21 protein-coding genes are annotated in these 26,703 nt (G+C 60.5%); 10 read left to right on the top strand and 11 right to left on the bottom strand.

Annotation, left to right across the window (positions count from 1 at the left end):
* Positions 1-28: 28 nt before the first annotated feature.
* Both PQG80_RS03540 and PQG80_RS03535 read right to left on the bottom strand, forming a co-directional pair.
* Positions 29-1,039 carry a TIGR03943 family putative permease subunit gene (locus PQG80_RS03540; protein WP_271749741.1) on the bottom strand — a complete coding sequence of 337 codons (1,011 nt, stop codon included), beginning with the start codon at positions 1,037-1,039 and terminating at the stop codon, positions 29-31.
* Complete coding sequence (locus PQG80_RS03535) at positions 1,036-1,989, bottom strand: permease (protein WP_271749935.1); 954 nt, start codon at positions 1,987-1,989, stop codon at positions 1,036-1,038. The genes PQG80_RS03540 and PQG80_RS03535 overlap by 4 nt, the downstream gene beginning before the upstream one ends.
* A 174-nt stretch (positions 1,990-2,163) precedes the next feature.
* On the opposite strand from PQG80_RS03535, the gene PQG80_RS03530 reads away from it, so the two are divergent.
* Positions 2,164-3,084, top strand: coding sequence for a DMT family transporter (locus PQG80_RS03530; protein WP_271749740.1), 921 nt, complete (start codon positions 2,164-2,166; stop codon positions 3,082-3,084).
* Positions 3,085-3,133: 49 nt separating this feature from the next.
* Here PQG80_RS03530 and tlp read toward each other — a convergent pair whose 3' ends face one another.
* Both tlp and PQG80_RS03520 read right to left on the bottom strand, forming a co-directional pair.
* A complete protein-coding gene (gene tlp / locus PQG80_RS03525) occupies positions 3,134-3,358 on the bottom strand; it encodes a small acid-soluble spore protein Tlp (RefSeq protein WP_271749739.1) in 225 nt (74 codons plus the stop codon).
* 90 nt (positions 3,359-3,448) lie between these two features.
* The gene (locus PQG80_RS03520) at positions 3,449-4,210 is read right to left on the bottom strand and encodes a DUF1206 domain-containing protein (RefSeq protein WP_271749738.1); all 762 of its coding nucleotides are present in this window, start codon (positions 4,208-4,210) and stop codon (positions 3,449-3,451) included.
* Positions 4,211-4,683: 473 nt separating this feature from the next.
* Between PQG80_RS03520 and PQG80_RS03515 the strand changes: the two genes are divergently transcribed.
* Positions 4,684-9,978, top strand: a complete 5,295-nt coding sequence (locus PQG80_RS03515) for a DUF4962 domain-containing protein (protein ID WP_271749737.1) — start codon at positions 4,684-4,686, stop codon at positions 9,976-9,978.
* A 75-nt stretch (positions 9,979-10,053) separates the two neighbouring features.
* Here the strand turns inward: PQG80_RS03515 and PQG80_RS03510 are convergent, their stop codons facing one another.
* The gene (locus tag PQG80_RS03510; RefSeq protein WP_271749736.1) at positions 10,054-11,547 is read right to left on the bottom strand and encodes an MDR family MFS transporter; all 1,494 of its coding nucleotides are present in this window, start codon (positions 11,545-11,547) and stop codon (positions 10,054-10,056) included.
* Positions 11,548-11,828: 281 nt separating this feature from the next.
* Here PQG80_RS03510 and PQG80_RS03505 point away from each other — a divergent pair, with 281 nt between their 5' ends.
* The 6 genes from PQG80_RS03505 (at position 11,829) to PQG80_RS03480 (ending at position 17,031) form a co-directional block, all read left to right on the top strand.
* On the top strand, positions 11,829-12,281 hold the full coding sequence (locus PQG80_RS03505; RefSeq protein ID WP_271749735.1) for a MarR family winged helix-turn-helix transcriptional regulator: 453 nt from the start codon (positions 11,829-11,831) through the stop codon (positions 12,279-12,281).
* 40 nt (positions 12,282-12,321) lie between these two features.
* Complete coding sequence (locus PQG80_RS03500; RefSeq protein ID WP_271749734.1) at positions 12,322-13,548, top strand: epoxide hydrolase family protein; 1,227 nt, start codon at positions 12,322-12,324, stop codon at positions 13,546-13,548.
* A 182-nt stretch (positions 13,549-13,730) separates the two neighbouring features.
* Positions 13,731-14,465: an ABC transporter ATP-binding protein gene (locus tag PQG80_RS03495; protein ID WP_271749934.1), complete on the top strand. Its 735-nt coding sequence runs from the start codon at positions 13,731-13,733 to the stop codon at positions 14,463-14,465.
* Entirely contained in the window at positions 14,462-15,481 is a 1,020-nt protein-coding gene (locus PQG80_RS03490; protein WP_271749733.1) for an ABC transporter permease, read from the top strand. The genes PQG80_RS03495 and PQG80_RS03490 overlap by 4 nt, the downstream gene beginning before the upstream one ends.
* A gap of 97 nt (positions 15,482-15,578) precedes the next feature.
* The gene (locus tag PQG80_RS03485) at positions 15,579-16,253 is read left to right on the top strand and encodes a TetR/AcrR family transcriptional regulator (protein ID WP_271749732.1); all 675 of its coding nucleotides are present in this window, start codon (positions 15,579-15,581) and stop codon (positions 16,251-16,253) included.
* 85 nt (positions 16,254-16,338) lie between these two features.
* Complete coding sequence (locus tag PQG80_RS03480) at positions 16,339-17,031, top strand: metal-dependent hydrolase (protein ID WP_271749731.1); 693 nt, start codon at positions 16,339-16,341, stop codon at positions 17,029-17,031.
* A 75-nt stretch (positions 17,032-17,106) separates the two neighbouring features.
* Here the strand turns inward: PQG80_RS03480 and PQG80_RS03475 are convergent, their stop codons facing one another.
* The 5 genes from PQG80_RS03475 to PQG80_RS03455 all read right to left on the bottom strand — a co-directional run bounded on the left by PQG80_RS03475 (position 17,107) and on the right by PQG80_RS03455 (position 23,075).
* Positions 17,107-17,559, bottom strand: coding sequence for a divergent PAP2 family protein (locus PQG80_RS03475; protein WP_271749730.1), 453 nt, complete (start codon positions 17,557-17,559; stop codon positions 17,107-17,109).
* A gap of 110 nt (positions 17,560-17,669) precedes the next feature.
* On the bottom strand, positions 17,670-17,864 hold the full coding sequence (locus PQG80_RS03470) for a cold-inducible protein YdjO-related protein (RefSeq protein WP_271749729.1): 195 nt from the start codon (positions 17,862-17,864) through the stop codon (positions 17,670-17,672).
* A 69-nt stretch (positions 17,865-17,933) separates the two neighbouring features.
* Complete coding sequence (locus PQG80_RS03465; protein WP_271749728.1) at positions 17,934-19,823, bottom strand: ABC transporter ATP-binding protein; 1,890 nt, start codon at positions 19,821-19,823, stop codon at positions 17,934-17,936.
* Positions 19,807-21,618, bottom strand: coding sequence for an ABC transporter ATP-binding protein (locus PQG80_RS03460; protein WP_271749726.1), 1,812 nt, complete (start codon positions 21,616-21,618; stop codon positions 19,807-19,809). The genes PQG80_RS03465 and PQG80_RS03460 overlap by 17 nt, the downstream gene beginning before the upstream one ends.
* Positions 21,619-21,641: 23 nt before the next feature.
* Positions 21,642-23,075 (bottom strand): aldehyde dehydrogenase family protein, encoded by a 1,434-nt coding sequence (locus tag PQG80_RS03455; protein ID WP_271749725.1) that lies wholly within the window; start codon positions 23,073-23,075, stop codon positions 21,642-21,644.
* 200 nt (positions 23,076-23,275) lie between these two features.
* Between PQG80_RS03455 and PQG80_RS03450 the strand changes: the two genes are divergently transcribed.
* Positions 23,276-23,731 carry a Dps family protein gene (locus PQG80_RS03450; protein ID WP_271749724.1) on the top strand — a complete coding sequence of 152 codons (456 nt, stop codon included), beginning with the start codon at positions 23,276-23,278 and terminating at the stop codon, positions 23,729-23,731.
* A 38-nt stretch (positions 23,732-23,769) separates the two neighbouring features.
* Positions 23,770-24,258: a hypothetical protein gene (locus PQG80_RS03445; RefSeq protein WP_271749723.1), complete on the top strand. Its 489-nt coding sequence runs from the start codon at positions 23,770-23,772 to the stop codon at positions 24,256-24,258.
* Between the two features lie 100 nt (positions 24,259-24,358).
* Here PQG80_RS03445 and PQG80_RS03440 read toward each other — a convergent pair whose 3' ends face one another.
* Positions 24,359-26,497, bottom strand: coding sequence for an acyltransferase family protein (locus PQG80_RS03440; RefSeq protein WP_271749722.1), 2,139 nt, complete (start codon positions 26,495-26,497; stop codon positions 24,359-24,361).
* Positions 26,498-26,703: the final 206 nt, after the last annotated feature.

Below are 26,703 nucleotides of genomic sequence, written 5' to 3'. Positions count from 1 at the left end.
CCGAGCGGCGAAGCGAAAGCGCTCTTCTTCAGAAATTCCGGTACACGTAGGGATCGTCGGGCTTGTCGATCCGCTCCCATTCCTTCACCTTGAGAACGGGGATCATCTGCTTGAACGGCTGGTAATATTCGCGGGTCAGCTTGCCGCTGACGCGCAGCCAGTCGTCGTTGGACAGCAGCGTGCCCGCAGGCATCTGGACCAGCATGCCGAAGACGCCGGAATCCGCGACGCAATGGATAAATCCGAAGCGGAATAAAAAATACGACGATGCGGCCACCTCTTCCCCTTTGTAAGCGAAGCCCTCGAACGAGATCGTTTGATCCATAAACTCGTCGGTATAGTTATAGAGGACTTCCATGCCTTTCAAATAGTTCGTATCGTCCAGTTCGACGGTCTGAAGGCCGGCAAAGTCGGTCATGTCTTTTTGCTTCACCCTGTCATAGTTCTCGGCGCTGTAGAACACGCTGGTATCCGGCCGCAGAAACTGATGGAAGCCCGCATCCTTGCGGCGCTCGTCAAGTTCCGGGAACGAGAAGCCCTTCGCCTTCACGAAGCTCGAATCGAGCGTGGCGACGGGGAGGAATATGCCGGTAAAGATGGGTACGGCAAGCACCAGGTACGTGAAGCCTCGCCGCCATCTAGTGCGGCCGCCGTGCCGATGGCCGAAATGATCGTGATCGCCATGCGCGTGAAAATGATCTTCATGGGTATGGGTATGCGCGTCGTGCCCGTGCCCATGCCCGTGGTCATGGCTATGGTCATGAACGCGGTTATGTTCATGATCGTGGTTATGGTCAACATCGACGGCACGCCGTTCACCATCGGCCGATACGCCTATAGCGGCGCTCGCCGCTTCCTCCGCTTTCTTTTCCGCGCGGTATACCTTGACGAACTGATAAAGGCTGAGCAGCGCCAGCAGTACGATCGCGCTGACCGACAGATAGGCATACCTCATGTTAATGTACTTGTCGAGATCTCCCGTTCGATGCAGCAGCAGGAACATGAAGGCGAGACCGAACAAAATCGCGAATCTGATCATCCGAATAACCTCCCCACGAGCAGCGAACCGACGAGCGTGAACAAGGCGACGAGCGCGATGAGCGAGACGACGAACCGGGTGCGGAAGGCGCTCAGCAGCATGAGCGTATTCTTAATGTCGATCATCGGTCCGAACACCATGAAAGCGGACAGCGATCCGACCGTGAAGCTGCTGCGGAACGACGAAGCGATGAAGGCGTCCGCCTCCGAGCATACCGACATGACGAACGCCAGCACGATCATGACGAGGGAAGCCTTGAGCGGATCGCTGCCCAGCTCGAGCAGATATGAGGTCGGAATATAGGTCTGCATCGCGGCCGCCAGAAGAGCGCCGATAACCAGATATTTGCCGACGTCGAAAAATTCGTCGATGCCGTGCGATACGACGGACGACAACCGCGCGCCGATGGACGGCCTGCCCGGCGTCGCAAGCGCAGGCTCGAGCGCGGCGGCGACCGGCGCGACGGCGGCGGATTCGGCCGGTCCCGCATGGCGAAGCTGATCGTCCTTAAATATCAAAGCGATGGTCAGGGAAACGCAAAAGGCGACCGCGATCGCGAGCCCGGCGCGGATGCCGACCATCCGCCAATCGTTGCCGAAGGCGATGAACGTCGCGAACAGGACGATCGGATTGACGATCGGGCCGGAGAGCATGAAGGCGACGCCTGCGTTCAGCGGCATCCCCTTCATGACCAGCCTGCGCGTGATCGGCACGATTCCGCATTCGCACGACGGGAACAACACGCCGATGCCGCACCCGAAGCAGGTCCGGAGCAGCACGTTGCGGGGCATGATCCGTGCGATCCAAGCCTCCGTCACGAACGTCTGTATGACCCCGGAGACGAGCACGCCGATCAATACGAACGGGATGGCTTCCATAATCATGCTAATAAAGATCGTATTTAACTGCAGGAACGAAGTCACGCCGCGATCACTTCCGATGAGAGGAATGATAAAGCCGATACTTTAATTATGGATATTCTGCACGAAATAGCAAACGTCCAGATTCCGTATCCGCGGCTCGCAGCGGCGCGGATGCTGGCTTTAACTTCCAGTTGCGTACGCTGCCGCCGGCCATTAAAATGATTTAATTTATGCGTAATTGCCGAAAGGAACGTGCCTTCATTGAATCCGTTGTCGCAAAAACCGCCTGTCGCCCCTGCCATCCCGCTGCTCGTCGGCATGATCGCCATATCGTTCGCGCCCATTCTCGTCCGCTATTCGGACGCTCCCGTTTCCGTACAAGGCATGTGGCGCATGCTGTTCACGCTCGCGCTCATGCTGCCTTTCGCAGGAGGCGAGCGGCTTCGCGCCATGCGCGCGATCAAGCCGTCCGACTGGTGGCTGCTGCTCGGCGCGGGCTTTTTTCTGGCGCTGCATTTCCTGCTCTGGATGGCGTCTCTTAGCTACACCTCCATCGCCAGCTCGACATTGATCCTGTCGCTCGAGCCGGTGTTCGTCATGATCGGCGCTTATTTCTTGTTCAAGGACCGGCTCGCGCGCAAAGCGCTCGCCGGACTCGGCGCCGCGCTGATCGGTATCGCGATCGTAGGCGCCGGCGATTCGGGGCTCTCCGGGGATGCGCTCACGGGAGATCTGCTGTCCCTGCTCGGCACGATCGCGGTCGCGGTCAATATGCTGCTGGCCAAGCGGATTCTGGAGCGGGTGCCTTCCTTTCTGTACAGTCTGGTCGTATTCGCCGTTACCGCCGTATGCTTCTTCCTGTACAACGTCGCGACGGGTGCGGACATGACGGGCTATCCCCCGCGCGAATGGCTCGTATTCGCCGGCTTGGCCATCGTCCCAACGGTATTAGGCCATCTGATCTTCAACTGGCTGCTCCGCTATGTTAAGCCTGCGACGATCTCCATGTCCGTGCTGGCCGAACCGGTCGGCGCGAGCATACTGGGCCTGTTTCTTTTCGGAGAAGCGATCGGCGTATGGCAGCTCGCGGGCGGAGCCTGTGTCATCGCCGGGTTGACGCTATATATGCGTTCCGAGGCCGAGGCGTACGATCGCCCCGCCGAACGTAATGCCCAAGAATAGCAAAAGAAAAAACCACCTCGCGGTGGTTTAGCTTGTTTCTATGCGGTTCTTATTCTTTGGAGTGGGCAGCTTCGTCCTTGACTTCCTCGCGGAAGCTGGCGAGGCTGTCTTTGCGGCGTTCGTTTTTCGCTTCGATCTGGCTGCGCTCTTTGTCGCTGATCTCGCTAGCGAATTCGTTCAAGTAGCTCTCCGCTTCGATCAGGTTCTCCTCGGTATCTTGGATATGTTGTTGCAAGTGAACGACGTTATCCTCGCGGTTATCCGGCTTGGCCATCGATAGTCGCCTCCTGTTCATTGTCGCGCCTATGCGCGCTAAGCGATAGCTTGATCGCCGGGAGCCGGTTTTATGCGCGATATCGCCGGTTCATGATTCGCGCTGCTTGCCGATCGTCTTCCGGTAGCGGGCCAATCCGAACATATAGAGCCCGTACGCGATCAATCCGAGCGCCGCGGCGCCCAGCTGCCAACGGCCGAGCGGCTGCCTGGCGAGCTCGGCCAGCGCGTCGTCCAAGCCTTTCGTTTCTTCCGGGTCGGAAAAAATGGCGGTGCGTACGAGGAAATAGCCGATGAGGCCGAATACGATTCCTCTTGCGCAAAGTCCGAACTTCGCAGCTGCCACGAGAGGCCGATACATAGCAGGCTGTATTTCATCCATTTTGAATGTATCCGTAAAGGAATTGCGTATCGCTTGGACGAATTGAATCATTCCGTATATGGCAAAGCCGAGGCCGACTGCCGCAATGATAGCCGCGCCAAGCGGCTGCCGGAGAAGCACGGCCGTCAACGTTTGTTCGCTGTCTTCCGAAGACGCCCGGGCGCCAAAGATCGTCTTCGCCGCATGATAGGTAAGTACCCCGTAGAAAATACCCCCGCCAAAATAAGAGGCGCGCACCAGCATGCCTTTACCGCCCCGGCCCTCGCCGTCCGGATCAGCGAAGGCCTGTACGAACCGCCATGCCGCGAATCCGGCCAGTCCGGCTGCAAGAACGAGCAGCAGAACGCCGCCTAAAGGCTGCGCGCCGATCGTCTCGATGGCGCCCTTCGTATCCGTCGTTTCCCTTCGATGCCCGATCGCGGTCAACATCGCCAATACGCCGATCAGGATGTATACCGTTCCTTTAGCCAAGTAGCCGGCTTTTGCGAATTTATCGATCGCAGGCTCCGCTTCATGCAGCGCCTCCCGCGTTTTCGTGCCCGTCCGATGTCTAATATTTATGTTTTGCTCGTATTTTTCCGTTTTTACGACGCTCATCGTTCGGCGAAGAGATTGCCTTCGCCTTCCCTCCCTCCTGCTCTTGATTCGACTCCTCCTTACCCGGCAAATGAAAGCAGCCAAACATCCTTATTTTCGGCGACGCTCCGTCGCCTAGCGGACTGGTCCTTTTTTCAGAGGCTGGTCTTTTTTCGATAAAAACCATAAATCGTCCGAAAATCCGGAATATCTGCTGATTTACGCTATCGCCTGCCTAGCGGTAAGATGGCGAAGCAGTAGGAGTAGAGCTGAGTTGTAAGCGTTCTCAAGCTTACGAATGAAAGGGAGGCGAACGATCGAAAGCATTTTACGAATCGGCTATCTCATTACACAGGAGGCGGATAAACTTGTATAACCGTATGCGTTATAGCAAAATCTCGGCAGCGATGGCCCTGATTATGGGTTTAAGCCTGTTCTTAAATCTACTTGCGCCGCGGCACGCGAGCGCCCAGGTCGACGTCGCCGCCCTGGGACCTGAGTTGCTCGCGAACCCGGGCTTCGAGCAAGTGTCCGGCGGGTTGCCGACAGGGTGGTCGAAATATGCGACAGGTACGCCGGCAGGCGTGACCGTCGAGTCGGTTACGGATCAAGCATCGGAAGGGACGTACAGCGTCAAGCTCACGGATACGTCCAGCACGCTTGCGGCGGGCGTCTCAAGCGCCAAGATTCCCTATTCTCCCGGAACGACTTACAATGCCAGCGCTAAAGCAAGAGTCGAAGTCGGCGGCGTCTCCATGATCATCCGATACTACAAGGCAAACGGAGACAATACGCAAAAAGTCGTCGGCAGCAGCGGTACCGGTCCGCAATGGCAATCGCTTGAATATAGCGATACGCCGCCAGCCGATACGGTAACTGTCCAGATGATCCTCGTCGTCCCGAGCAGCCATCAGATCGGCACGGTCTATGTGGATGACGCATCGTTTAAGACGACCGAACTGATCCTGAATCCTAGCTTCGAAGCGGTGACGGGCACCAAGCCGAACGGCTGGACGCTTGCGGATCATGGTTCGTCCTCTAGCGTCGCTACCGTTAACGGAGCCGTCTATTCGGCACATGGCAACTACTCGCTGCGCATCGTCGATCCATCCGTTGCGGATGCATACAGCGCAAAAAGCGCGATAGCGCCGACCGTATCCGGCAAGTCGTATACGGCTTTCGTCAAAGCGAAGGCAGCGTCCGGAGGCGGAAGTCTGATCCTACGCTTCCTCGGCGCGACCGAACAACAATTTATTGAAGCGCAAACCGCAGGAACCGGCGGATGGGAGTCGTTGACGCTAACCGCCGAGCCTCCGGCCGGGGCCACCGGCGTACAGATCGAATTGTCCACCTCCGGCGCCGGAACCGCCGACATTTACTTCGATCAGGCCTCGCTGACGGTATCCAGTTCGACGCCTGGCCCTACGGCTTCCCCGACGCCTACGCCTCCCCCCGCAGGTTCGCTGGATTGGCCCATCGGACAGGATCCGGCAACTACAAGGAAATTCCAGCCGATCGATCATCTCGTAACGACGCAGAATCCGCCCGACTTCGGCTGGCCTTTTATCGATCATGCCGATGCGTACGAATTGCAGGTGTCTACGGACAACGCCTTCCAGACGATTTCATACCAGAAGAGCGATATCGCCGCAAACTATTATAATTTCCCCCATATTTTCGCAGGCGGTCAGAGCTACTTCTGGAAAGTCAGATTCCATAAGACGGAGGGCTGGTCAGCCTGGAGCGATGTTCGCCGGTTCCGCATCGACGCGGACAACGTACCGTTTCCAGTGCCGCCCCTTTCAGATCTGTTCAATGCCGTACCGGCCGCTCATCCGCGCATTCTGACGACGCCGGATACGCTGGAAGACTTCCGCGCGAGAAAAGACGGCGACGGCAAAAAGACGTTCGATGTCGTAAAGGGACGCGTGCAAGCAAGAGTCGAGGCCGAGGCGAATCATCCGGAGCCGATGCCGGGCGAGCCCGTTCTGTCTACGGCTGAAAATCCGAAGCCCAAAATTCTCGATCAGACGTCAGCCATCACGAATCCATTGCTGGACGCCGCATTTATTTACTTGATCACCCAGGATCCCGCTTACGGCGAATTCGCCAAAAGGCGGCTGCTGCATATTTCTTCGTGGAGCACGGGTACCGAGAGTCCAACCTACTATAAAAAAGACGATCAGGCTCACCGGGAGATCGCGATCACGGGCGCGATGGCTTACGACTGGATCTATGATCTCCTCAGTCCCGCGGAGCGCGAAGACGTGTTGACGATGGTGCATAAACGCGCCAAAATAATTGCGGACGATGTCCTGTACGACAGCAAACCGATCTCCAGTAAACCATACGACTCGCATGGCTGGACCGTGTTCGGCTTCCTGGGCATCATCTCGACGGCCTTGCTGCATGACGAGATCAGCGTGAACGACGCCGTCGTGTCGGAAGACGCGCAGGAATGGTTCAATCTGATCGTGCCCGCCTACATTAATTTATTGCCTCCTTGGGGCGGCGAAGACGGCAGTTGGGGCAATGGCGAAGGCTACTGGCAATGGTCCACGATGAGCAACAAACAGTTTATCGATACCCTGTATGCAGCTACGGGCTTTAGCCTGTATAACAAGGCATTTTTGCGCAATGAACCTTCGTACCCGATGTACATGCTGCCTTACGGTCAGAAAAACGGGCCATTCGGGGACGACAACGAGAATATCTCCCGGTCATTCGTCGCGGCGAGCGTAACGCGAAGCGCGCAGATGCAGCAAAACGAGGTCATGCAGTGGTATGCGCAGCGGGACCCCTACGATTATGCCAACTTCATCACTTACCTGTACGAAGACAGCAGCTTGTCTGCGCGTCCGCCAGTAGAGATGCCGACCGCCAAGTACTTCGAAAATATCGGCACGGTCGCCATGCATTCCAGTCTGCTCGATCCGAAACGGGTATCGTTCTATTTCAAATCCAGTCCGTTCGGCAGCTACAATCATAGCCATGCCGATCAGAACGGCATTATGATCAAAGCGTTTGGCGAGGATCTGACGGTCGATGGCGGTTTTTACGACAATTATGAGAGCGATCACTTCCAAAAATACGCCAAGCAAACCTTTGCCCATAACGCGATTACCTATGATAACAAGCAAGGCCAGAAAATCTTCGACATGACGGCGACGGGGCAAATTACAGGCTTCGCCACCAACAAAGACTTCGACGCCGCGGTAGGCGACGCTACGCAGGCCTATAACACCGGCAGCCAAGCCGGACTCGATCTGGCCAGGCGCAGCGTCATCTACGTCAAGCCGGGCGCCATGGTCGTCGTCGATAATCTGGATGCGCGGGCCCCGGGGGGCTCGAGCTTCGAATATTGGCTGCAAGCCGATAAAAGCTTGACGATCGACGCGGATCAAAGCGGCGCGACCATCGTCAAAAATAAAGCGGCTTTGAAAATGCGGCTGTATTATCCGGGATTGACAGCATCCAAAACCGATCAGTACCTGGACGTGAACGGCACGGAATGGCTGCCAACCGGACAAAAATATGCGGGCGTCAAACGGATTCATGCCAAATTCGAAACGCCGAAAACCGAGAATGCGACGCTGGTGTCCACCTATGTCCCCTACAAAGTCGGTTCTACGCCGCAGGACATTGTCTCCGAGGATCACGGAACGTACCGCAAGCTGCATTTCTCTGACGGTACGGATGTCTATGTACGTTCCGCCCACAGCGGCGTCGTAGATGCCGGAAGCATACAGTTTGAAGGCATAGCGGCCACCGTCAAGGGCGATTCCATCCTTCTGGTCGGCGGTACCCGAATGATCATGAACGGCGTCACGATGATCGACAGTACGCAGCCGGCGACGATCGCGCTGTCGGGCGACGAGCTGTCGATTACGGGAACGCAGGGCTCGCAGGTCAGCCTGCATAAATCCGGCGTCACGACCGTACTCGACGAATCGCACCGCAGCCTGCCCAAGGGCGGCAGCGTGACGGAAGCCGTGTATACGCGCGGCGTGCATTGGGATACGGCAGGCAGCGCCTTAACGCTGAATGTCGAGCCCGGCCAGCATCAGCTGCTGCTCGGCGACATTCCTGCACCGGCGCCGATGGGAACGGTCTCCTATCCGGTCGAGATCGACGGCGTCGCATCGTCGGTGACGCTGTCCGCCTATGGCGACGGAAAAGGCGGAACGGCAGCTTGGGGAGCCTTAACCAATTCGGCCGCGCTATACGAGGTCGTCGAAGCGCCGCCGGGCCTCATCTTCGAAGGGCTGGGAGCCGTACAACCCGTCCTCTTCATCGGGGCAAACGCGAAGTTTATACTGCCCGAGATCACCGGCACGTTGAAGCTGCGCAGCGCAGGAGCCGGCGGAATCACGCCTACGGCGGCAACGAGCGACTACGATACCGTCAAGGAAAGTCTGGACGTGTTCGCGGAAGCCGAGAGCTTCGTCGATACCGACGGCGGTACGTTTAATGTGTATAGCTCGCGGCCCTGGCTGTCGGGCGGAAAAGGCGTCAGCAATTGGGCGACCGTCGGTCAAAATATGACGTGGAATCTGAACGTGCCGGAAGCCGGCAACTACGACATCGTCATCAAGTACGTCGCGTGGGAGGCGACGAGCGGCCTGCCCGCCCGCCTGATTCAACTGGGCAATAAATTCTATACGGCCGAAGCGGAAACGACGTACGACTTCGGAACGCTGCCGGAATATTGGAAAGCGCTGACCGTCCACGCCGACGCCCCCCTGCCCGCGGGCCAGGTTCAGCTCAAGATGTGGAACGTCAGAGGGCCGATGAACATGGACTGGATCGGCTTGGTCAAGACCGATGAGGCAGCCGAACCGACGATCAAGGCGACACCGAGCGCCAGTACCGTGGGACCGGGCCAGCCGTTTGAGGTTCAACTGGCGCTGAAGCAGATCGAATCGGCTGCGGGGGTCGATGTCACGCTGTCTTACGATCCGGGCAGGTTCTCCTATACCGGATATGCGAAGGATTACGAGCAGCAAGCGGTCATCGTCACGAACGACGAAGCTGCAGGCAAGCTGCGCATTCTGTCGGCGAGGACCGGTACCGGAACGCTGCCTGCGGACGATGCCTTCCTGACGCTGCGCTTCCAGGCGAAGCCGGATGCGGATCCGGGTGCGGCGAGCTTCACGGCTTCTGCCGTATCGGCATCTTCGGAATCCGGCGCGATCACGGCGCTAGCGGGTAGCTCGGCGCAAGTCGTCCTCTCGGGAAAAGCGTCGCTCGGCGCGTTGATCGCGCAGGCTGAAGCGGTTCGCGACCAGGCGGTTGCGGGAAATGCTGCCGGCACCTTCTTCAGCTCCGCGCTTGCAGGCTTGAAGTCCGCGCTGACGTCGGCCATCGATGCGGCTAAGGCCGTATTCAATCGGACCGACACGACCGAGGCGGAGGTGCAAGCGGCGCGGACGGATCTGTCCGAAGCGATCGCCGCCTTCGAGTCCCATCGCATTACCGACGCGACCGGCAACATGGACGATAACCCGCTCTTCAACATTGCGGACTTCGTGAAGGTATCGACTCATTATGGAAAGGATCCGCTCAGCCCGGATTGGGCGGCGGCCAGAATCGCGGATATCAACGGAGACAACGTCGTAGATATCGAAGATTTGGCGTTCGTCGCCTACCGAATTATCGGTTAGGCATGCAGCAAAAAGCCTTGGTCCGCTATCGGCCAAGGCTTTTTGCATTTAATATACGATAACCGTTATTTCCCCTCAATGCCCCATCGTCATCGCCGGGTCCGGCATGTCGCCTTCGGCGGCGCCTTGCTCCTGCCGCTTCGGCTTGCGAAGCAGAAGCGTCAGCGCGACGCCTGCGGTCACGATGCATGCGGACAGGAAAAACGTATCACCATATCCGGCCACGGTAGCGCTCAGCGGATTCGCGTCCGCAGGCGCTCCGGCCGTATGGGAAGCGATCTGCGACGTCAGATATCCCGTTAGACCGGCGACTGCAAAAGAGACGACAACCTGCTGCGCAGCCGTCGTAAGCGGCGTGACCCGGCCGACCAAGTGCCGCGGCGCAGTGTTGAGCACATGCGTGTTGAGCGGCATCATCGAGAAGCCCATGCCCAGACCGATGAAGCAGATGCAGAGAATAATCGTCCACAACGGCGTCTCCACCGTGATGCCGGACAAGACGAACAGGGAGACCGATATCACCGCAAGACCGGAGAATGCGAGCGGTCGCGCGCCGATCTTATCGAACAGGCGGCCGCTAATCGGCATCGCAATGCCCGCGCAGAGCGCCTGCGGCATCAGAATCCAGCCTGTCTCCAGCGCGGAGTAATGCATGACGCCCTGCAAATAGAGCGGCACGATCAGCATCGCGCCGAACAGCGCGAGCTGCACGATCCATGTCAGCACGATGCTGCGCGTAAAGTCGGACGACTTGAACACTTTCAGCTCCAGCAGCGGCTGCTTCTGGTTGAGCTCCACGAAGATGAAAAGAATAAGCGCGATGCCGCCGACGACAAGGCCCGTGATCGTCGAAGCCTGGGACCAGCCGGAGCCGCCCTCGCTCACGCCATAGGCCAGCATGGCGAACGCGACAGGCGCGAGGCACATGCCTACGACGTCCAGATGCGGCGCCGCATGCCGGTCCGAACGCGGCAGATACTTATACCCGAGGATCATGGCGAGAATGCCGATCGGCAGATTAATGATGAAGATCCAGTGCCAGCTGACGGAATCGACCAGCCAGCCGGAGAGTACCGGTCCGAATGCCGGCGCCATCAGCATCGGGATGCCGAGTACGCCCATGATCGAGCCGCGGCGCTCCGGCGGCGCGAGCTTGAACACCATCGCCATCCCGATCGGAGCCACCATCCCGCCCCCCAAGCCTTGAATGACGCGATACAAGATTAGTTGTTCGGGCGTTTGGGCGATGCCGCATAAGACGGAGCCCATCGTGAACAAGGCGATCGTAATCAGGAATATTCGCTTGGCGCCGAATTTATCGGTCATCCAGCCCGCGAGCGGGATCACGGCGGACAGAGCCAGCGTATAGCCGGTGACGGTCCACTGGATCGTCTTCAGGTCGGTATGGAAGTAATCCACGAGCTTGGGTATCGCATTGTTGACGACGGTACTGTCCAGGATGACCATGATCATGCCGACGATAATCGCCATGAGCGGCGGCAAGATGGCCTTCAGCGAGAATTCGTCTCCGCCGGCCGTTCTGGCTTGGGGTTGCTTAGCTGCTGACATAGATCCCTGCTTTCTGCTCGCAGTACGAGCTGGGTTGAGTGAAATCGAGGCTTGACAAAACAAAGCTGCCGGCTTACAATTAAGATGGGAATAAAACCGAATAACCTCCTATTTTCATTTACAGAAGCGCTATTGATTATATCATAGCGTTATTTTTCGTTCAATCTCCCTTTTCAATTTCCTCTCGTTTTTGAGATGACCCTGGATTCCTGCAGGTTCATCTTTTTTTACGCCAAAATTTATATTTGATATTTATATAATTTGTTAATATAATTGAGGGCATGAAACCAAAAATTCAAAACACGGACTTTGACGTTGCCGATTTCGCCCTTGCTTTCGAAGAATTAACCCGCATCATCATTCGATTGCCCGCCAAGGACAAATTAAGCTTTACGACGCTGTCCGTCCTGCACACGTTGTCCCGGAAAAGTCCGATGCGGCTCACGGAACTGACGACCCATGAGCAGTTGACGCAGTCGGGCATGACGCAGCTCGTCACCCGCCTTGAACAAGACGGTCTTGTGGAGCGCAGACCGGACCCCGGAGACGGCCGCGTCGTGCAAGTCCATATTACCGAACAGGGCGTCCGTATCATCGAGTCCCGCCGCAAGGATCGTATCTTGCTGCTCACCACTTTTATGGAAGGACTCCAGCCGGAAGAAAGGCAATCCATTGCCTTGGCGATATCCGCCATCAAACGCCTTGCCGAATTAGGCAACCGATCCGCAACCTAATAAGCGGTCAAATTTTAAGATGATCAAAGGAGGAACAGGGATGGCAGAGCGCTTAATTAACCTAGAACCGCATCCTATCGAAATACCCGATGCAGCGCTAGCCGATCTTAGACACCGTCTGAAAGCCACGCGTTGGCCGATGGACGTCGGTAACGACGATGGATATTACGGCGTAAGACGAAAAGAACTCCAGCAATTGGCCGAATACTGGATGGACGGATTCGATTGGCGGCATGCGGAAAAAGCGATCAACGCTTATCGTCACTACACGGTTAAGGTGGACGGCGTTCCCGTGCACTTTATGTATAAAGCTGGCGCCGGACCGAATCCGACGCCATTGATATTGTCGCATGGATGGCCGTGGACGTTCTGGCATTGGTCCAAGGTCGTCGATCCGCTTGCGGATCCCGCTGCATTCGGGGGCGACCCGGCCGAGGCATTCGACGTCATCGTCCCCTCGCTTCCCGGCTTCGGTTTTTCTGCGCCGCTGCCCGATCATCCGGACATGAACTTCTGGAAGATCGCCGATCTGTGGCATAAGCTCATGACTGAAACGCTCGGATACACAAAATATGCTGCGGCGGGCTGCGACGTAGGTGCGCTCGTAACCGGACAATTGGGTCACAAATACCCCGAACACCTATATGCCATTCATATCGGGTCCGCGCAAAAGCTAACCTTGTTTAACGGAGATCGCGCTTGGGATCTGTCCGGCGGCCGGCCTATCCCCGACCATCTGCCGGAGGCCGACCTAAAGCGGATATTGGAGCTGGACCGGCGGTTTGCCTCGCACCTCGCGGTGCATGTATTGGATCCCGGCACTCTTGCGTACGGACTTAGCGACTCGCCGGTCGGCATGCTCGCGTGGATCCTGGAACGCTGGTCCCGATGGAGCGACAGCCGGGGCGACGTGGAAAATGTGTTTTCCAAAGACGATATCCTTACGCACGCTACGATATTTTGGGCGAACAACGCCATCGAAACCTCCATGCGCATTTATGCGAACAATAACCGCTATCCATGGAAGCCATCGCACGATCGATGGCCCGTCATCCAGGCGCCAACGGGGGTCACCTTCGTCGGCTACGAAAATCCGCCGGGCATCGCAACGGACGCCCGCGTTCAAAACTTCCTCGAAGGCGATCGCGCGGCTTGGTATAACCATGTAAACGTTACGGTTCACGAGCATGGCGGGCATTTCATCCCATGGGAGATCCCTGAACAATGGGTCGCGGACTTGCGTCGAACCCTCCAAGGCAGGCGTTGAGCGCGTTCACGATATTAACATAACGAATAATGGCCAGCGATCGGGAGGCGCTAATTCGGGCTTCCCCTTCTCTGCCTTATTTGCTATGATGGAATCAAATAAAGTGAGTAAACACTCACTCATGAGGAGTGAATTCCATGACTCGTATAGTGAACTCCGGCATGGGCGACGGCGGAGGGCGCATGAGCGATGCCGGCGAACCCGCGATCGACCTCGAGCGTGTCGGCCGCAGCTTCGACGGCCGGTCCATTTTGAAGGATGTGAACCTGCGGATCGGCCGCGGCGAGCTGTTCGGACTGCTCGGTCCCTCAGGCTCCGGGAAGTCGACGCTGATCAAGCTGATCGCGGGCATTGACAAGCCGGAAGGCGGTCGGATCCGCGTGCTCGGCCGTCAGGTACCTTCGCTCGCCCTGCTGTCCAATATCGGGTATATGGCGCAGTCGGACGCGCTGTACGGCGAGCTGTCGGCGAAGGAAAACCTGCAATTTTTCGGCGCCATGTTCAAACTGCCGGGCGCCCGTCTGGCCGAGCGTCTCGAGGCGGCGCTGTCTACCGTCGGCCTGTCCTCGGACGCGGGCAAGCCGGTCGCCCGCTTTTCCGGCGGCATGAAACGCCGGCTCTCGCTCGCTATCGCGCTTCTGCACGAGCCCGAGCTGCTCATCCTCGACGAGCCGACGGTCGGCATCGATCCGGTGCTCCGGGTATCGATCTGGTCGTCGCTGCTCGCGCTTCGCGAGCGGGGCACGACCATCCTGCTCACGACGCATGTCATGGACGAGGCCGACCGCTGCGACCGGATCGGACTGATCCGGGAAGGGACGCTCACCGCCGTCGGCAGCCCCGCCGAACTCAAAGCCGAGTCAGGCGCGAGCACGATCGAAGAAGCCTTTATCCGGCTCGGAGGTGAAAAACGATGAGAGTCCGCGCCTTAACACTCCGCATCTGCCGACAGTTTATCCGCGATAAGCGTACGCTTGCGCTCTTGTTCGTCGCGCCGTTATTTATTTTGACGCTCGTCTACTTCATCTTCGGAGGAAGCGGCAGCCCGCCCAAGATCGGCGCCGTCGGCTTGCCGAATGCGATCGTCAGCGGCCTTGAGGCTTCGGCGGACGTCGTTGACTACGGTTCCTGGGACGAAGCGCTGGAGGACCTGCGCGGTCAGGACCTGGATGCCGTGCTGGCGCTGCGAAGCGGCAAGCCCGCCCTGCTGTTAGAGGGCAGCGATCCGTCGCGCAGCCGCGCGGTCCTGCTCGCGGTCTCCGCGCTGCAGCGCCAGTCCGCATCGCAGGCACTCCAGCCTGAGATCTCCTACCTACATGGGAAGGCCGGCATGTCCTCCTTCGACTCCTTCGGACCGGTCATGATCGGATTTTTCTCCTTTTTCTTCGTCTTCCTGCTCGCCGGCGTCGCTTTTCTGAGAGAACGCACGACAGGCACGATGGAACGGCTGCTGGCGACGCCGATCAGGCGGCAAGAGGTCGTGCTCGGTTATTTATGCGGCTTCGGCGTCTTCGCGCTCGCGCAGGCGGCGCTGATCGCCTGCTTCGCCGTATATGTCTTGGGCATGTACATGACCGGGTCGATCTGGCTTATCCTGCTCGTCAACCTGTTGCTGACGCTGACCGCGCTGACGCTGGGCACGCTGCTGTCGGCCTTTGCGGGCTCCGAGTTTCAGATCATCCAGTTCGTGCCGATCGTCATCGTGCCGCAGGCGTTTTTCTCCGGTCTCTTCCCGCTCGACGGCATGTCGCCCTGGCTGCATAAACTGACCTACCTCATGCCGCTCTACTATGGCGGAGATGCGCTGCGGGGAATTATGATCCGGGGCGAAGGCTTCGGCGGCATCGCGGCCGACATCGCCGTGCTCGTCGTCTTCTCCCTGTCGTTCGCCGCGCTGAACGTCGTCGCGCTGAGGAAGCAGCGCGCCATTTAGCGCGGCGACGCATCGTATGGTACGATGGAAATAGGATGAGCGCGCTGCCGTACGACGCGCGGACCCGGCTTAAAGCGAACGAAGGAGCGACACCCGCATGAACGCGAATGACGGCTCGATGGAGCCTTGGATGGAAGAGCTGCTGCGCGAAGGCGCCGGACTGGACGGCTCGGCCGTAAAAACGGAGAAGCAGGCCCGAATCCTCGCGGCCGCGATCGAGGTGTTCGCAGCGAAGGGATATGCCGGCTCCTCCACGAGCGAGATCGCGCAGCGGGCCGGGGTGGCCGAAGGCACGATCTTCAGGCACTACCGCACGAAAAAGGACCTGCTCGTCTCCATCGTCACCCCGGCGATGATGCGAATGATGGCTCCCTTCGTCATTCGCGGCTTCGGCAGCGTGCTCGAGGGCGAGTACGACAGCCTCGAGCAATTCGTTAGGCGCATGATCGACAACCGAATCGACTTCGTCAGCCGCAACAAACGTCTCTTCCGCATCATCGCCCAGGAGCTTCCCTTTCATCCCGAGGTGCGCGAGCAATTCAAGTCCATCCTGCTCACCCAGGTGATGGCGCGCATCACGGTCGTCATTGAGCGGTTCCAGAGGGAAGGCAAGATCGCGCCGCTGCCGGCACCGACGGTCGCGCGGCTGATCGCGTCGACCTTGATCGGCTATATTCTACCGAGGCTGATGGCGGCGGAGTCGCCCGGCTGGGACGACGCGGCGGAGCGCGAGGCCACGGTCGCTTTTTTGGTCAAAGGGCTCGCTCCTTAAGCCTGGCGTTCTGCAAAGGTCCGCGCGGTTAGGTTTAGCATTGGCGCACGCCGTCTTCACTTTTATCGGAAAGAAGGGATTCAGCATGATCGTTACTTTTCTGGGACATGCCTGCATAAAACTAGAGCACGAAGGACATACGCTCCTCGTCGATCCGTTCCTGACCGGCAATCCGCTGGCCGCGGCTTCCGCCGCCGAGATCGACGCGGAGCACATCCTGCTCACGCACGGCCACGGCGACCATGTCGGCGATACCGTCGCCATCGCGAAGCGCACCGGCGCGCAGGTCGTCGGCACGCCTGAACTGGCGACCTTCCTCGAATGGCAGGGCGTAGAGAACACGGTCGGCATGAACATCGGCGGCACGTTCGATCTGGGCTACGCGAAGGTCAAGATGGTGCAGGCGTTCCACAGTTCCGGCTATCCGCTGCAGGACGAGCAGCGCATCGTCTATATGGGCATGCCGACCGGCCTCCTCATTACCTGGGGCGGATGGACGATCTTGCATGCAGGCGATACCGGCTTGTTCGGGGATATGAAAATGATCGGAGAGCGCCACGCCATCGACCTCGCGTTCCTTCCGATCGGCGACCACTTCACGATGGGGCCCGGGGACGCGCTGACGGCCGCCGAATGGCTGAACGCCAAGCACGTCGTGCCCGTTCACTACGACACGCTGCCGCTGATCAAGCAGGATCCGGTCGCCTTCGCCCGTGCGCTCGAACAAAAGGGCATCAAGGGCACCGTGCTGAAGCCCGGAGAACGACTCGAGCTTTAATCGGAATGCAGAAAAGAGGCTTGGCCGCAAGCGTTCCCGCTTCGCGTCCCAAGCCTCTTTTCGTGCCGTTCATGGTTAGGCGTAGAACAAAAAATAGAGGGCGATGCTGATCCCGATTCCCCACACCGCGCCCGCGAACACCTCGATCGGCCGATGGCCGAGCAGCTCCTTCAATTCCTTGATCGGATGCAGTTCGCCGTGCAGATCGGGCATTTTGCGCAAAAAGCGGTTCAGGACGGATGCCTGCAGCCCCGCATGGCGGCGGACGCCGGCGGCGTCGAACATGATGATCATGCCGACGACGGCAGCGACCGCGAATACGGGGGAATCCAATCCGTCCTCGATGCCGAGCGCAGTCGCAAGCGCAGCCATGGCGGCGGAGTGCGAGCTCGGCATGCCGCCCGTGCTGAAGGCCATGCCGGACTGCCAAGAGCGCCTGCCGACGAACTGGATCGGCGCCTTGACGGCCTGCGCCGACAGAATGGAGACGATCGCGGCGACGAGCGGAAAGTTCGCGAGTATGGACATGACGGCGGTCTCCCTTCTCTCGGCTCTGCGGCGCGCCGATACGGCGGCGGCTGCCAATAAAGCTATTATAGCTTATTACACCGTGGAGGGGACAACCGATACGCCATCGGTCAGCGCGGCTTGGATTTCACCTTTTTGACCAGCGCCGGCAGATGCTTCATCGTGCGCAGCATATCTCCCTTGCACATGGGACACTTCTGCGCTTCCGTCGCGAATTCCTCGCGGACCCACGCCTTGCAGTCCGAACTTTTGCACTTCCAGATCTTCGTCAAAAACAGTTTGCTGCCTTCGTCTTGCGATGTCAATCTCGATGCCTTCCTTTCAGAACCCGTTTAAAGTCAACTGACCTACTATAGGCCGTACGGCTGCATGAGTCAAGTTCCGGACGCCTCGTCTTCGCCCGACGGGCCAAGCGCCGCCCCGGCTCCGAACTGGCTCTCGAACATGCGATAATATGCCCCGCGGCGCGCCATCAACGCCTCGTGCGTCCCCGACTCGGCAATGCCTCCGTCCGCGATCACGAGGATCTGATCGGCGCCCCGGATCGTATTGAGCCTGTGGGCGATGACGAAGCTCGTGCGTCCCTTCATGACCGTCAGCAGCGCCTCCTGAATCTGCAGCTCGGTGCGCGTATCGATGCTGCTCGTCGCCTCGTCCAGGATCAGGATCGACGGACGCGCGAGCATCACGCGCGCGATGGCCAGCAGCTGCTTCTGCCCCTGGCTGAGGCTGCCGCCGTTCTCGGCGAGCGTCGTATCGTATCGCTTGGGCAGTCGCCTGATAAAGGCATCCGCGCCTACGAGACTCGCCGCCTCTGCCATCTCCTCGTCGCTCGCCCCCGGATTGCCGTACTTGATATTGTCGCGGATCGTGCCCGAAAACAAGTACGTATCCTGCAAAACGACGCCGAACGCGCTGCGAAGACTGCTGCGCGTATACTCGCGGATATCGCGTCCCGCGATAAGGATAGCGCCATCCGTCACGTCGTAAAACCGGTTCAGCAGCTGCACGATCGTCGTCTTGCCCGCGCCGGTCGGCCCGACGAGCGCCACGCTCGTGCCCGCCTCCGCCGTAAATCCGACGTGCTTCAAGATGCGCCTCGTTGGATCATAGCCGAACGAGACATCCTCGAAAACGACGTCCAGCGCGCCTGGAGCGAGCTCTGCCGCGCCCTTGCGGTCCTTCGTTTCCTCCGTCTCGTCCAGCACCTCGAATACGCGCTCGGCTCCGGCTACGCCGGACTGCAGCACGTTATAGACGTTGGCGATATCGCTCAGCGGACGGGCGAACTGCCGAGAATAGCTCAAGAAGCTGGCGATGACGCCGACCGAGATATGTCCCTTGACGGCGAGCACGCTGCCGACGACGGCCACGGTCGCGAAGCCGATGTTGTTGATGACGCTGAGCAGCGGCATCAGCAGGCCCGACCAGATCTGCGCTTTGATCCCGACCTCGCTCAGGCGCCGGTTGACCTCGTCGAATTCGGCGACGGATCGCCGCTCTCTGCCGAACGCCTTCACGAGCGCGAGCCCGGTGACGTTCTCCTCGATCTGGCCGTTCAGCCTGCCGAGGTACGCCTGCTGCGTCTTGAACAGCTTGCCCGTACGGCGCGTGACGATGCGCGCCAGCACGTATACGAGCGGCACGGTCACGAGACCCGCCAGCGTCAATAGCGGGCTCAGGACGAGCATCATGACGAGGGAGCCTAGGATGGCCACGCCGCCGGCCATGAGCTGTACGACCGTCTGCGACAGGCTGGTGCTCACGTTGTCGATGTCGTTGGACAGCCGGCTCATGATCTCTCCATGTCTGCGCGTGTCGAAGTATGACAGCGGCAATCCGTGGAGCTTGGCGAACAGCGCGCCGCGCAGCTTGCGCACCGCCCGTTGGGAGACGCCGGCCATAAGCCAGCTCTGCACGAAGCCGAGCGAAGCGTCCATCGCGTAAGCCGCCGCCAGCAGGAAGATCAGCGTATGCAGCGTCCCGAACGCGACGCCCCCCTCGCCTTCCATCGCGTCGACGGCCAGACCGATCAGATACGGACCGGCGAGCGAGGCGCCGGCCCCGGCTAGGACGAACAGGAATACGACCGCAAGGCGTCCCCGCTCCTCACCGAGATAAGAGAGGAGCCGCCGCACGGTGGCGCCGAACGCCTTGGGCTTCTGGACGGGCCCGCGGCCCCGACCGCCGGCGACTACCGGCCCCCGCGCCGCTGCCGGGGGGGCCGACGGCTTGGCGGCGTCTCGCTCAGATGCCAGAGGCATGGGGTATCGCCTCCTCTCCGAACTGCGAGCGGCAGATGTCGCGGTAGACCTCGCAGCCGCGCAGCAGCTCGGCATGCGTGCCGAGACCGACTACCTCGCCGTCGTCCAGCACGGCGATGCGATCGGCGTCGACGACCGAGGAGACGCGCTGGGCGATGAGCAGGCAGGTGAGCTTCGCACCGTAAGCCTTGAGCGCAGCCTTGACCTTGCTCTCGGTGACGGCGTCCAGCGCGCTCGTACAGTCGTCCAAGATGAGGATCCGGGGCTTGCGGATCAAGGCGCGGGCAATGGACAGCCGCTGCTTCTGGCCGCCGGACAGGTTAACGCCGCTCTGTCCCAGCATCGTGTCGTAGCCGTCCGGCAGCGCCAAGATAAAGTCGTGGGCGCTCGCGGCGGCGGCCGCGGCCTCCAGCTCGGCTTGCGTCGCCGATTCGTCGCCCCAACGCAGATTGTCCGCGATCGTGCCGGAGAAGAGCACCGTTCGCTGCGGCACGACCGCCACGATCGCGCGCAGCGCCGACACGTCCATCTGCCGGTGGTCGACGCCGCCGATGCGGATGACTCCCTCGGTCTGATCATAGAGCCGCAGCACGAGACTCACGAGCGTCGTCTTGCCCGATCCGGTCGAGCCTACGACGGCGAGCGTCTCGCCGGGTTCGCAGGACAGCGTCACGCCGCGCAGCGCGCGCTCGCCTGACTGACCGTCGTATGAGAATCCGACGTCATCAAAAGAAACGCTAGGCGCGGCATCCTGCTGATCCGGCAGTGAGCCGGGCGCAGCGCCCGCTATGGCCGCAGGCGCGCCGGCGCGGGTCTCGGCAGTCGCCGTCGCTCGCCCTGGCGCGGACTCTCCTTCGGGCAGCTCCAGCACCTCTGCGATCCTCCCGCTCGAAGCCCGCGCGCGGATGAACATGTTGAACACCCACGAGATCGTCATCAGCGAGAAAAGAATCTGCGTCATATAGTTGACGAATGCGATGATGTTGCCTACCTGCATCCGCCCCTCGTCCACGCGGATGCCGCCTAGCCAGATGATGGCGACGACCCCGAGATTCACGACGAGCATGATCGCCGGACCGAAGCCCGACATCGCACGAAGCGTCGTAACGGAGCGGGCCTGGTATTCGCCGTTGATCGCTTCGAACTTGTCGGCCTCATAGTCGAAGCGGTTGAATGCCTTGACCGACCGCACGCCGGACAAATACTCCCGCATCGAGCCGTTGAGCCTGTCGAGCGCCGACTGCACCTTGAGGAATAGAGGAAATCCGACGCGCATATTCAGGAGAATGAGTAAAATGACGATCGGCACGGCGACGACGAATACGAGCGACAGCTGCGGGTTGAGACGCACGGCCATGATTAACCCTCCGATGCACAGCAGCGGCGCCTTGGCGAAAATGCGCATCATGCCGTTGGCGAAGTTCTGCACCTGGGTTACGTCGTTGGTGAGCCGCGTGACGAGCGATGCGCGGTCGAAGCGGTCCGCGTCTCCCAGCGACAAATACTGAATCCTGCGGAACAGGTCGCCGCGCAGATCTGCCCCGAACCGCTGGGACACCCGGCTTGACACGACGTTGCGTCCGAGCGCGGACAGCGCGCCTGCCGCCGTGACGGCCAGCATCCACATCCCGTACTTAGCGACGACGTCCAGATCGCGGCTCAAGACGCCGCGGTCGATCATATGCGACATCAGCGTCGGCAGGAGCAGGTCGCAGATGCCTTCGAGCGCGACGAGCGACAGCGACAGGGTAAAGAGCAGTCCGTATTTCGAAACGTATTTACGTAAATAGTGCACGCCCGGCACCCTCCCCGATCGTCCTATTTGATCGCCGAACGCCAGATGACGAGCTTCAGCTCGGTGAGCGCCTCGATCGCATACCGGACGCCCTCGCGGCCGAGCCCGCTCTCCTTGACGCCGCCGTATGGCATATGATCCAGCCTGAAAGTCGGGATGTCGTTCACGAGCACCGTGCCGGCCGCGAGTTCCTCAGTCGCCCGTAAGGCGACATCCAGGCGGTTCGTATAGATGCCGACCTGCAGCCCGTAGCTGGAATCGTTCGCGCGCGCGATGGCCTCCGCGATCGAATCCACCTTGTTCACGAGTACGACGGGCGCGAACGCCTCTCTCCTCGACAGCTCGGCATCGTCCGGCACGCCGGTGAGCACCGACGGCGGCAGCACCGCGCCATGCGCGGGGCCGCCCGCGAGCAGCGTCGCGCCGCGCCGGACGGCATCGTCGATCCACGCGGACGCACGCGATGCCTCTCGCGGCGCGATCATCGCGGACAGGTCCGTACGCGGATCCAGCGGATCGCCGACCACCAGCCTTGACGCGGCCTCCGCAATCCGGGCGGCGAGCGCGTCCGCGACGGACGCCATCGCGTAGATACGCTGTAGCGAGATGCACACCTGGCCCTGATAGCCGAACGCGCCTTCCGCGCAGCGGCGGGCGACGGCATCAAGATCCGCGTCGTCGTCCACGATGACGGCGCTGTTCGAGCCGAGCTCCAGCGTGACCCGCTTCAGTCCCGCCTGCGCGCGAATCGAGGCGCCGACCGCGGCGCTGCCGGTGAACGAAACGGCCCCGATGCGCGGATCGGCCACGATCTGCTCGCCGACGCGCTTGCCGTCGCCCGTCACGACGTTAAGCGCCCCCGCGGGGAGGCCGGCTTCATGCAGCAGCTCCGCAATATAAAACGCAGACAGCGGCGTCTGCGTCGCGGGCTTCAGCACGACGGCATTGCCCGCGGCGAGCGCCGGCCCGACCTTGTGGGCGACGAGGTTCATCGGGAAGTTGAAGGGGGTGATCGCGCCCACGACGCCGATCGGCTCCCGCTTGGTGTAGGCGACGCGGCCTTCGCCGCCTGGCGCCGCATCCATCGGCACCGTCTCTCCGTGGAGCCTCTTCGCCTCCTCAGCCGCGAACTTGTATGTCGCAGCCGTCCGGTCGATCTCCGCATAGGCTGCCTTTAGCGGCTTGGCCGCTTCCTGGGCGACGATGCGAGCCGCCTCCTCCCTACGCTCGGTCAGCAGGTCCGACAGCCGCTCCAGAATCGCCGAGCGCCTGTGCGCGGGCAGCGCCCGCATGACAGAGGCGGCATCCGCCGCAGCCACAATCGCCAATTCCACGTCAGCAGGCTCCGCGTTCGCGATCTCGGCCAGCGTACCGCCGTCATAAGGAGCCGTTAGCGGGACGTACGATCGGGTCTCCCGATCGGCGCCGCCGATCCATAGATGCTTGCGTACGCTCAATTGGCATCGCTCCTCATAAAATGAATGTTAAACAACCATACTTCCAAGAATAGCACTTGCGGCGATACGGTTCAAAAGCTGGATTAACAGTCCCGGCTTCTCGGTTCTTCATCTAATCTTCATGCAGGGCGGTTATGCAATGTGATATTATCATTCCAGAACTTAGATTAAGTCTAAATATAATAATGGAGGGATTCCAAATGAGCGCAACCAAACAAACCGAACAGCTGAACGTCGTACTTAACCGCCAGGTCGCCAACTGGACCGTCCTTTACACCAAGCTCCATCACTTCCACTGGTATGTGAAAGGAACCGAGTTCTTTACGCTGCATGCCAAGTTCGAGGAACTATACACGGACGCGGCGGACCGTCTGGACGCCGTCGCCGAACGATTGCTCGCCATCGGCGGCAAGCCTGTCTCGACGCTGAAGGAGAGCCTGGCGCTGGCGACGGTGGAAGAAGCGGCAGGCGGCGAATCCGCCGTTCAGATGGCGAGCGCGGTCGTCTCCGACTATGCCAAACTTGTCGGCGAGCTCGCGGCGGGCATCGAGGCTGCGGAAGCGGCCGGCGACGAAGCGACGGCCGACTTGTTCATCGGCCAGACCGCAGACCTGCAGAAGTCGATCTGGATGCTGAACGCTTTTCTCGGCAAATAAGCGCTCGAAACGGCCGTTTCCCTTGGGGAGCGGCCGTTATGCGATCGGTTCGAAAGCTGGGGACCGCACCTTTCGCGGTTAATGGCGAATCGCCTCTTCTGGTGAAGGCGATGGAGCTTGCCGGGGCCGTCCGTGGCGAATCGCCTCTTCTGGTGAAGGCGATGGAGCTTGCCAGGGCCGTCCGTGGCGAATCGCCTCTTGTAGTGAAGGCGATGGAACTTGCCGGGGCCGCCCGTGGCGAATCGCCTCTTGTAGTGAAGGCAATGAGGCTTGTCCGGGCCGTCCGTGGCGAATCGCCTCCTGTAGTGAAGGCAATGGAGCTTGCCGGGGCCGCCCATGGCGAATCGCCTCTTGTAGTGAAGGCAATGGAGCTTGCCGGGGCCGTCCGGGGCGTAACGCCTTTTGTAGCGAAGGCAATGAGGATGGTCCGGGCCATCCGTGGCGAATCGCCTCTTGTAGTGAAGGCGTATGATCTACGCCGTCGCGTATGCGGGGTCCATATGCCGGAAAAGGACCACATGAAATAAAAAGCATCGCCGCAGCATGCCTCCCGGCACTCGCGGCGATGCTTGTTGCTGTCAGTTACGCATACGGTCGAATCACGCCAAATCCATGATATAGGTCCGCTCAACGCTTCGGCGCGAGCAGGTTCGCGACCAGCTTCGCATATGCCTCGGAGCCGGTCTTGCCCATATGGACGCCGTCCTTGCCGAAATATTCGTCATGGCCCGCGCTGGCGCCGTACCAGTCGCCGACCGCGACGTTCGGATAATCGGCGCCGACATCGCTAAGCATATCGTTTACGGTATCCTGCCATTTGCGCGGGACCCGGATATTCATCAGGATGACTTCGTCCGCGTCGGTCAACGTGTCCAGCAGCTTTTTCAGCTGCTTCTTGGTAAACGAGCCGTTCGTGCCCAACTCCACGACTATCCGGTCGCCGAGCCGCCCTTGGTCCTTGAGCGACTCGATCGTCGCGATTGCTTCGCGCATCTGCCGGCCGACTTCGCCGTCGACGACGATGCCGGGCAGCTGTTGTTCCAGGAATGGCTTGACGTTCAACATGACCGAGTCGCCGATCACGGTGATGCCTTCGCCGCTGACAGGAGGCGCCGTGCTTTGTGCGCCATCGTCGCCAGGGCCCGGCGCTCCTTGCCCCCCTTGCTCGGCAGCCTCGCCGGTGCCCGGCGTTGTAGCGGGCGTCGGCGTAGGAGAAGGCTCGGACGATGGCGTGGACGAAGGTTCGGATGACGGCAACGGCGTAGTATCGGATGACGGCTCGGGCGTAGTCTCCGGGTTCGGCGTAGACGTATTCGACGGCGGCTTGCCGGCGGCCTGCGAGGGCCCAGGCGATGCGTCGCCGCCGCCGCCTCCGCCAGCATCCGTCGCAGGGCGTCCCTGCTCGCCCTCGTATCCCGCCGGCGCATGGCCTTCTTCGCCATCCGTCGAAGACGATTCGCCGGCGCCGGCAGCGGGCGCGCCGGAATCGACGACCGCCGAGCCGCCTCCGGACGCGCTGCCCTGCGCAAGCGGCTGCGCGCCGCCCGTGCAGGATACGCACAGCAGTATCAGCGCCGCGACGGACAATATGGCGGCCTGACGGCTAGGCGCTCCCGGCCGCCCCGGACGCGCGTAGCGACCTGGTCCCGGCGCCGCTGCGAGGAGTCCTTCCCATACCGCGGCAAGTCCGCGGTGCCGGATTGGATTTTCCACATATCGGTAAGAAAGCGCGGCGAGCGCGACGCTCGCCGCCAGCTGGAATGCGATCCGCAACGGCTGCGGACCGTCCGCGTTCACCTGGCCCTGGGACAGCACGATGACCGGATAGTGCCATAGATAGATACCATACGAGCGCTTGCCGATCCAGCGCAGCGGCGCGCAGCCGAGCCACGCTCCGAGACGGCCCGCAGGATGGGCGAGCGATGCGACGAGCGCCGCCGAGCAGAGCGACAGCAGGACGAGTCCGCCTCGGTACAGAAACCCGTCGTACTCGTTCGCGTCATGCATCATGAGCAGCACGGCGGTCAGCGCGGCGATCCCAACGGCATCGAGACCGGTGCGATATCGGCCGCGCAGCCCAGCGGAGAGCCGGCCGCTCGGCCAGATCAGCGCGAGCGCCGCGCCGATCAGCAGTCCGAACGCGCGAGTATCGGTTCCGTAGTAGATCCGGCTCGGATCGCCGCCGGGCACGTACAGCATCGCCATCGCGGCGGCCGATGCGGCTGCCGCAATCAGCACGGCCAGGGTAGTCTTGCCCCGCCTGCCTAGCAACAGGGCCATCGCCGGCAGCAGCAAGGGCCAGAGCAAGTAGAACTGCTCCTCGACCGCGAGCGACCATAGGTGCCCGAACGGGGAAGGCGGTCCGAAGCTCTCGAAGTAAGACACGTGATGATAGATTAAGTACCAATTGCTTGTATAAGTGACGGCCGACCACACGTCGCCTGCCAGCGGCGGCAGCCGGTCACGGTCGAATAACAGAAGATACAGCGATACGGCGGCCATGACGAGCAGCATGGCGGGCAGCAATCTCCTGGCGCGGCGCAGCCAGAACCGCTTCAGGTCCAGCCGCCCCCCGCGGTGCAGCTCGGAAGCGATCTGGTCCGTAATGAGGTAACCGGACAGCACAAAGAACACGCCTACGCCCAAAAGGCCTCCTTGGGCCCAGTCGAAGTCCAGGTGGTAAGCGATGACCGCAATGACCGCGATCGCTCTCAGACCGTCCAGACCCGGCATGTAGCGGGATGGTTCGGATTTAGTTGTATGCATGCTTAGCGGACTCCTTTGTGCAGCTCTTGACACTTGCTCTTGTTGATTATTTAAAAACTCAAACTCCGTCTTGCGTAACTCCCCGGATGCCGGGGATGGTGCCGTTGCCGGCTCGGAATAGCCCGGGCGTGCCTGATCATGCGGCGTTCTAGCGGTCACTTGCGTGTCAAGGACTAGCGCTGCGTTCGGTCTAACATCCGACTATG

This window comes from Cohnella rhizoplanae (genome assembly GCF_948329515.1).
GTDB classification, from domain to species: Bacteria; Bacillota; Bacilli; order Paenibacillales; family Paenibacillaceae; genus Cohnella; species Cohnella rhizoplanae.
The sequence above is the reverse complement of the archived record's forward strand: the minus strand, read 5'-3'. Positions and strand labels throughout refer to the sequence as shown.

Excerpts from the sequence above, each read along its gene's own strand:
- PQG80_RS03540 (WP_271749741.1), bottom strand. The coding sequence starts at position 1,039 with ATGATCAGATTCGCGATTTTGTTCGGTCTCGCCTTCATGTTCCTGCTG.
- tlp (WP_271749739.1), bottom strand. The coding sequence starts at position 3,358 with ATGGCCAAGCCGGATAACCGCGAGGATAACGTCGTTCACTTGCAACAA.
- PQG80_RS03510 (WP_271749736.1), bottom strand. The coding sequence starts at position 11,547 with ATGTCAGCAGCTAAGCAACCCCAAGCCAGAACGGCCGGCGGAGACGAA.
- PQG80_RS03505 (WP_271749735.1), top strand. The coding sequence starts at position 11,829 with ATGAAACCAAAAATTCAAAACACGGACTTTGACGTTGCCGATTTCGCC.
- PQG80_RS03500 (WP_271749734.1), top strand. The coding sequence starts at position 12,322 with ATGGCAGAGCGCTTAATTAACCTAGAACCGCATCCTATCGAAATACCC.
- PQG80_RS03495 (WP_271749934.1), top strand. The coding sequence starts at position 13,731 with ATGAGCGATGCCGGCGAACCCGCGATCGACCTCGAGCGTGTCGGCCGC.
- PQG80_RS03490 (WP_271749733.1), top strand. The coding sequence starts at position 14,462 with ATGAGAGTCCGCGCCTTAACACTCCGCATCTGCCGACAGTTTATCCGC.
- PQG80_RS03485 (WP_271749732.1), top strand. The coding sequence starts at position 15,579 with ATGAACGCGAATGACGGCTCGATGGAGCCTTGGATGGAAGAGCTGCTG.
- PQG80_RS03480 (WP_271749731.1), top strand. The coding sequence starts at position 16,339 with ATGATCGTTACTTTTCTGGGACATGCCTGCATAAAACTAGAGCACGAA.
- PQG80_RS03475 (WP_271749730.1), bottom strand. The coding sequence starts at position 17,559 with ATGTCCATACTCGCGAACTTTCCGCTCGTCGCCGCGATCGTCTCCATT.
- PQG80_RS03465 (WP_271749728.1), bottom strand. The coding sequence starts at position 19,823 with ATGCCTCTGGCATCTGAGCGAGACGCCGCCAAGCCGTCGGCCCCCCCG.
- PQG80_RS03450 (WP_271749724.1), top strand. The coding sequence starts at position 23,276 with ATGAGCGCAACCAAACAAACCGAACAGCTGAACGTCGTACTTAACCGC.
- PQG80_RS03445 (WP_271749723.1), top strand. The coding sequence starts at position 23,770 with ATGCGATCGGTTCGAAAGCTGGGGACCGCACCTTTCGCGGTTAATGGC.
- PQG80_RS03440 (WP_271749722.1), bottom strand. The coding sequence starts at position 26,497 with ATGCATACAACTAAATCCGAACCATCCCGCTACATGCCGGGTCTGGAC.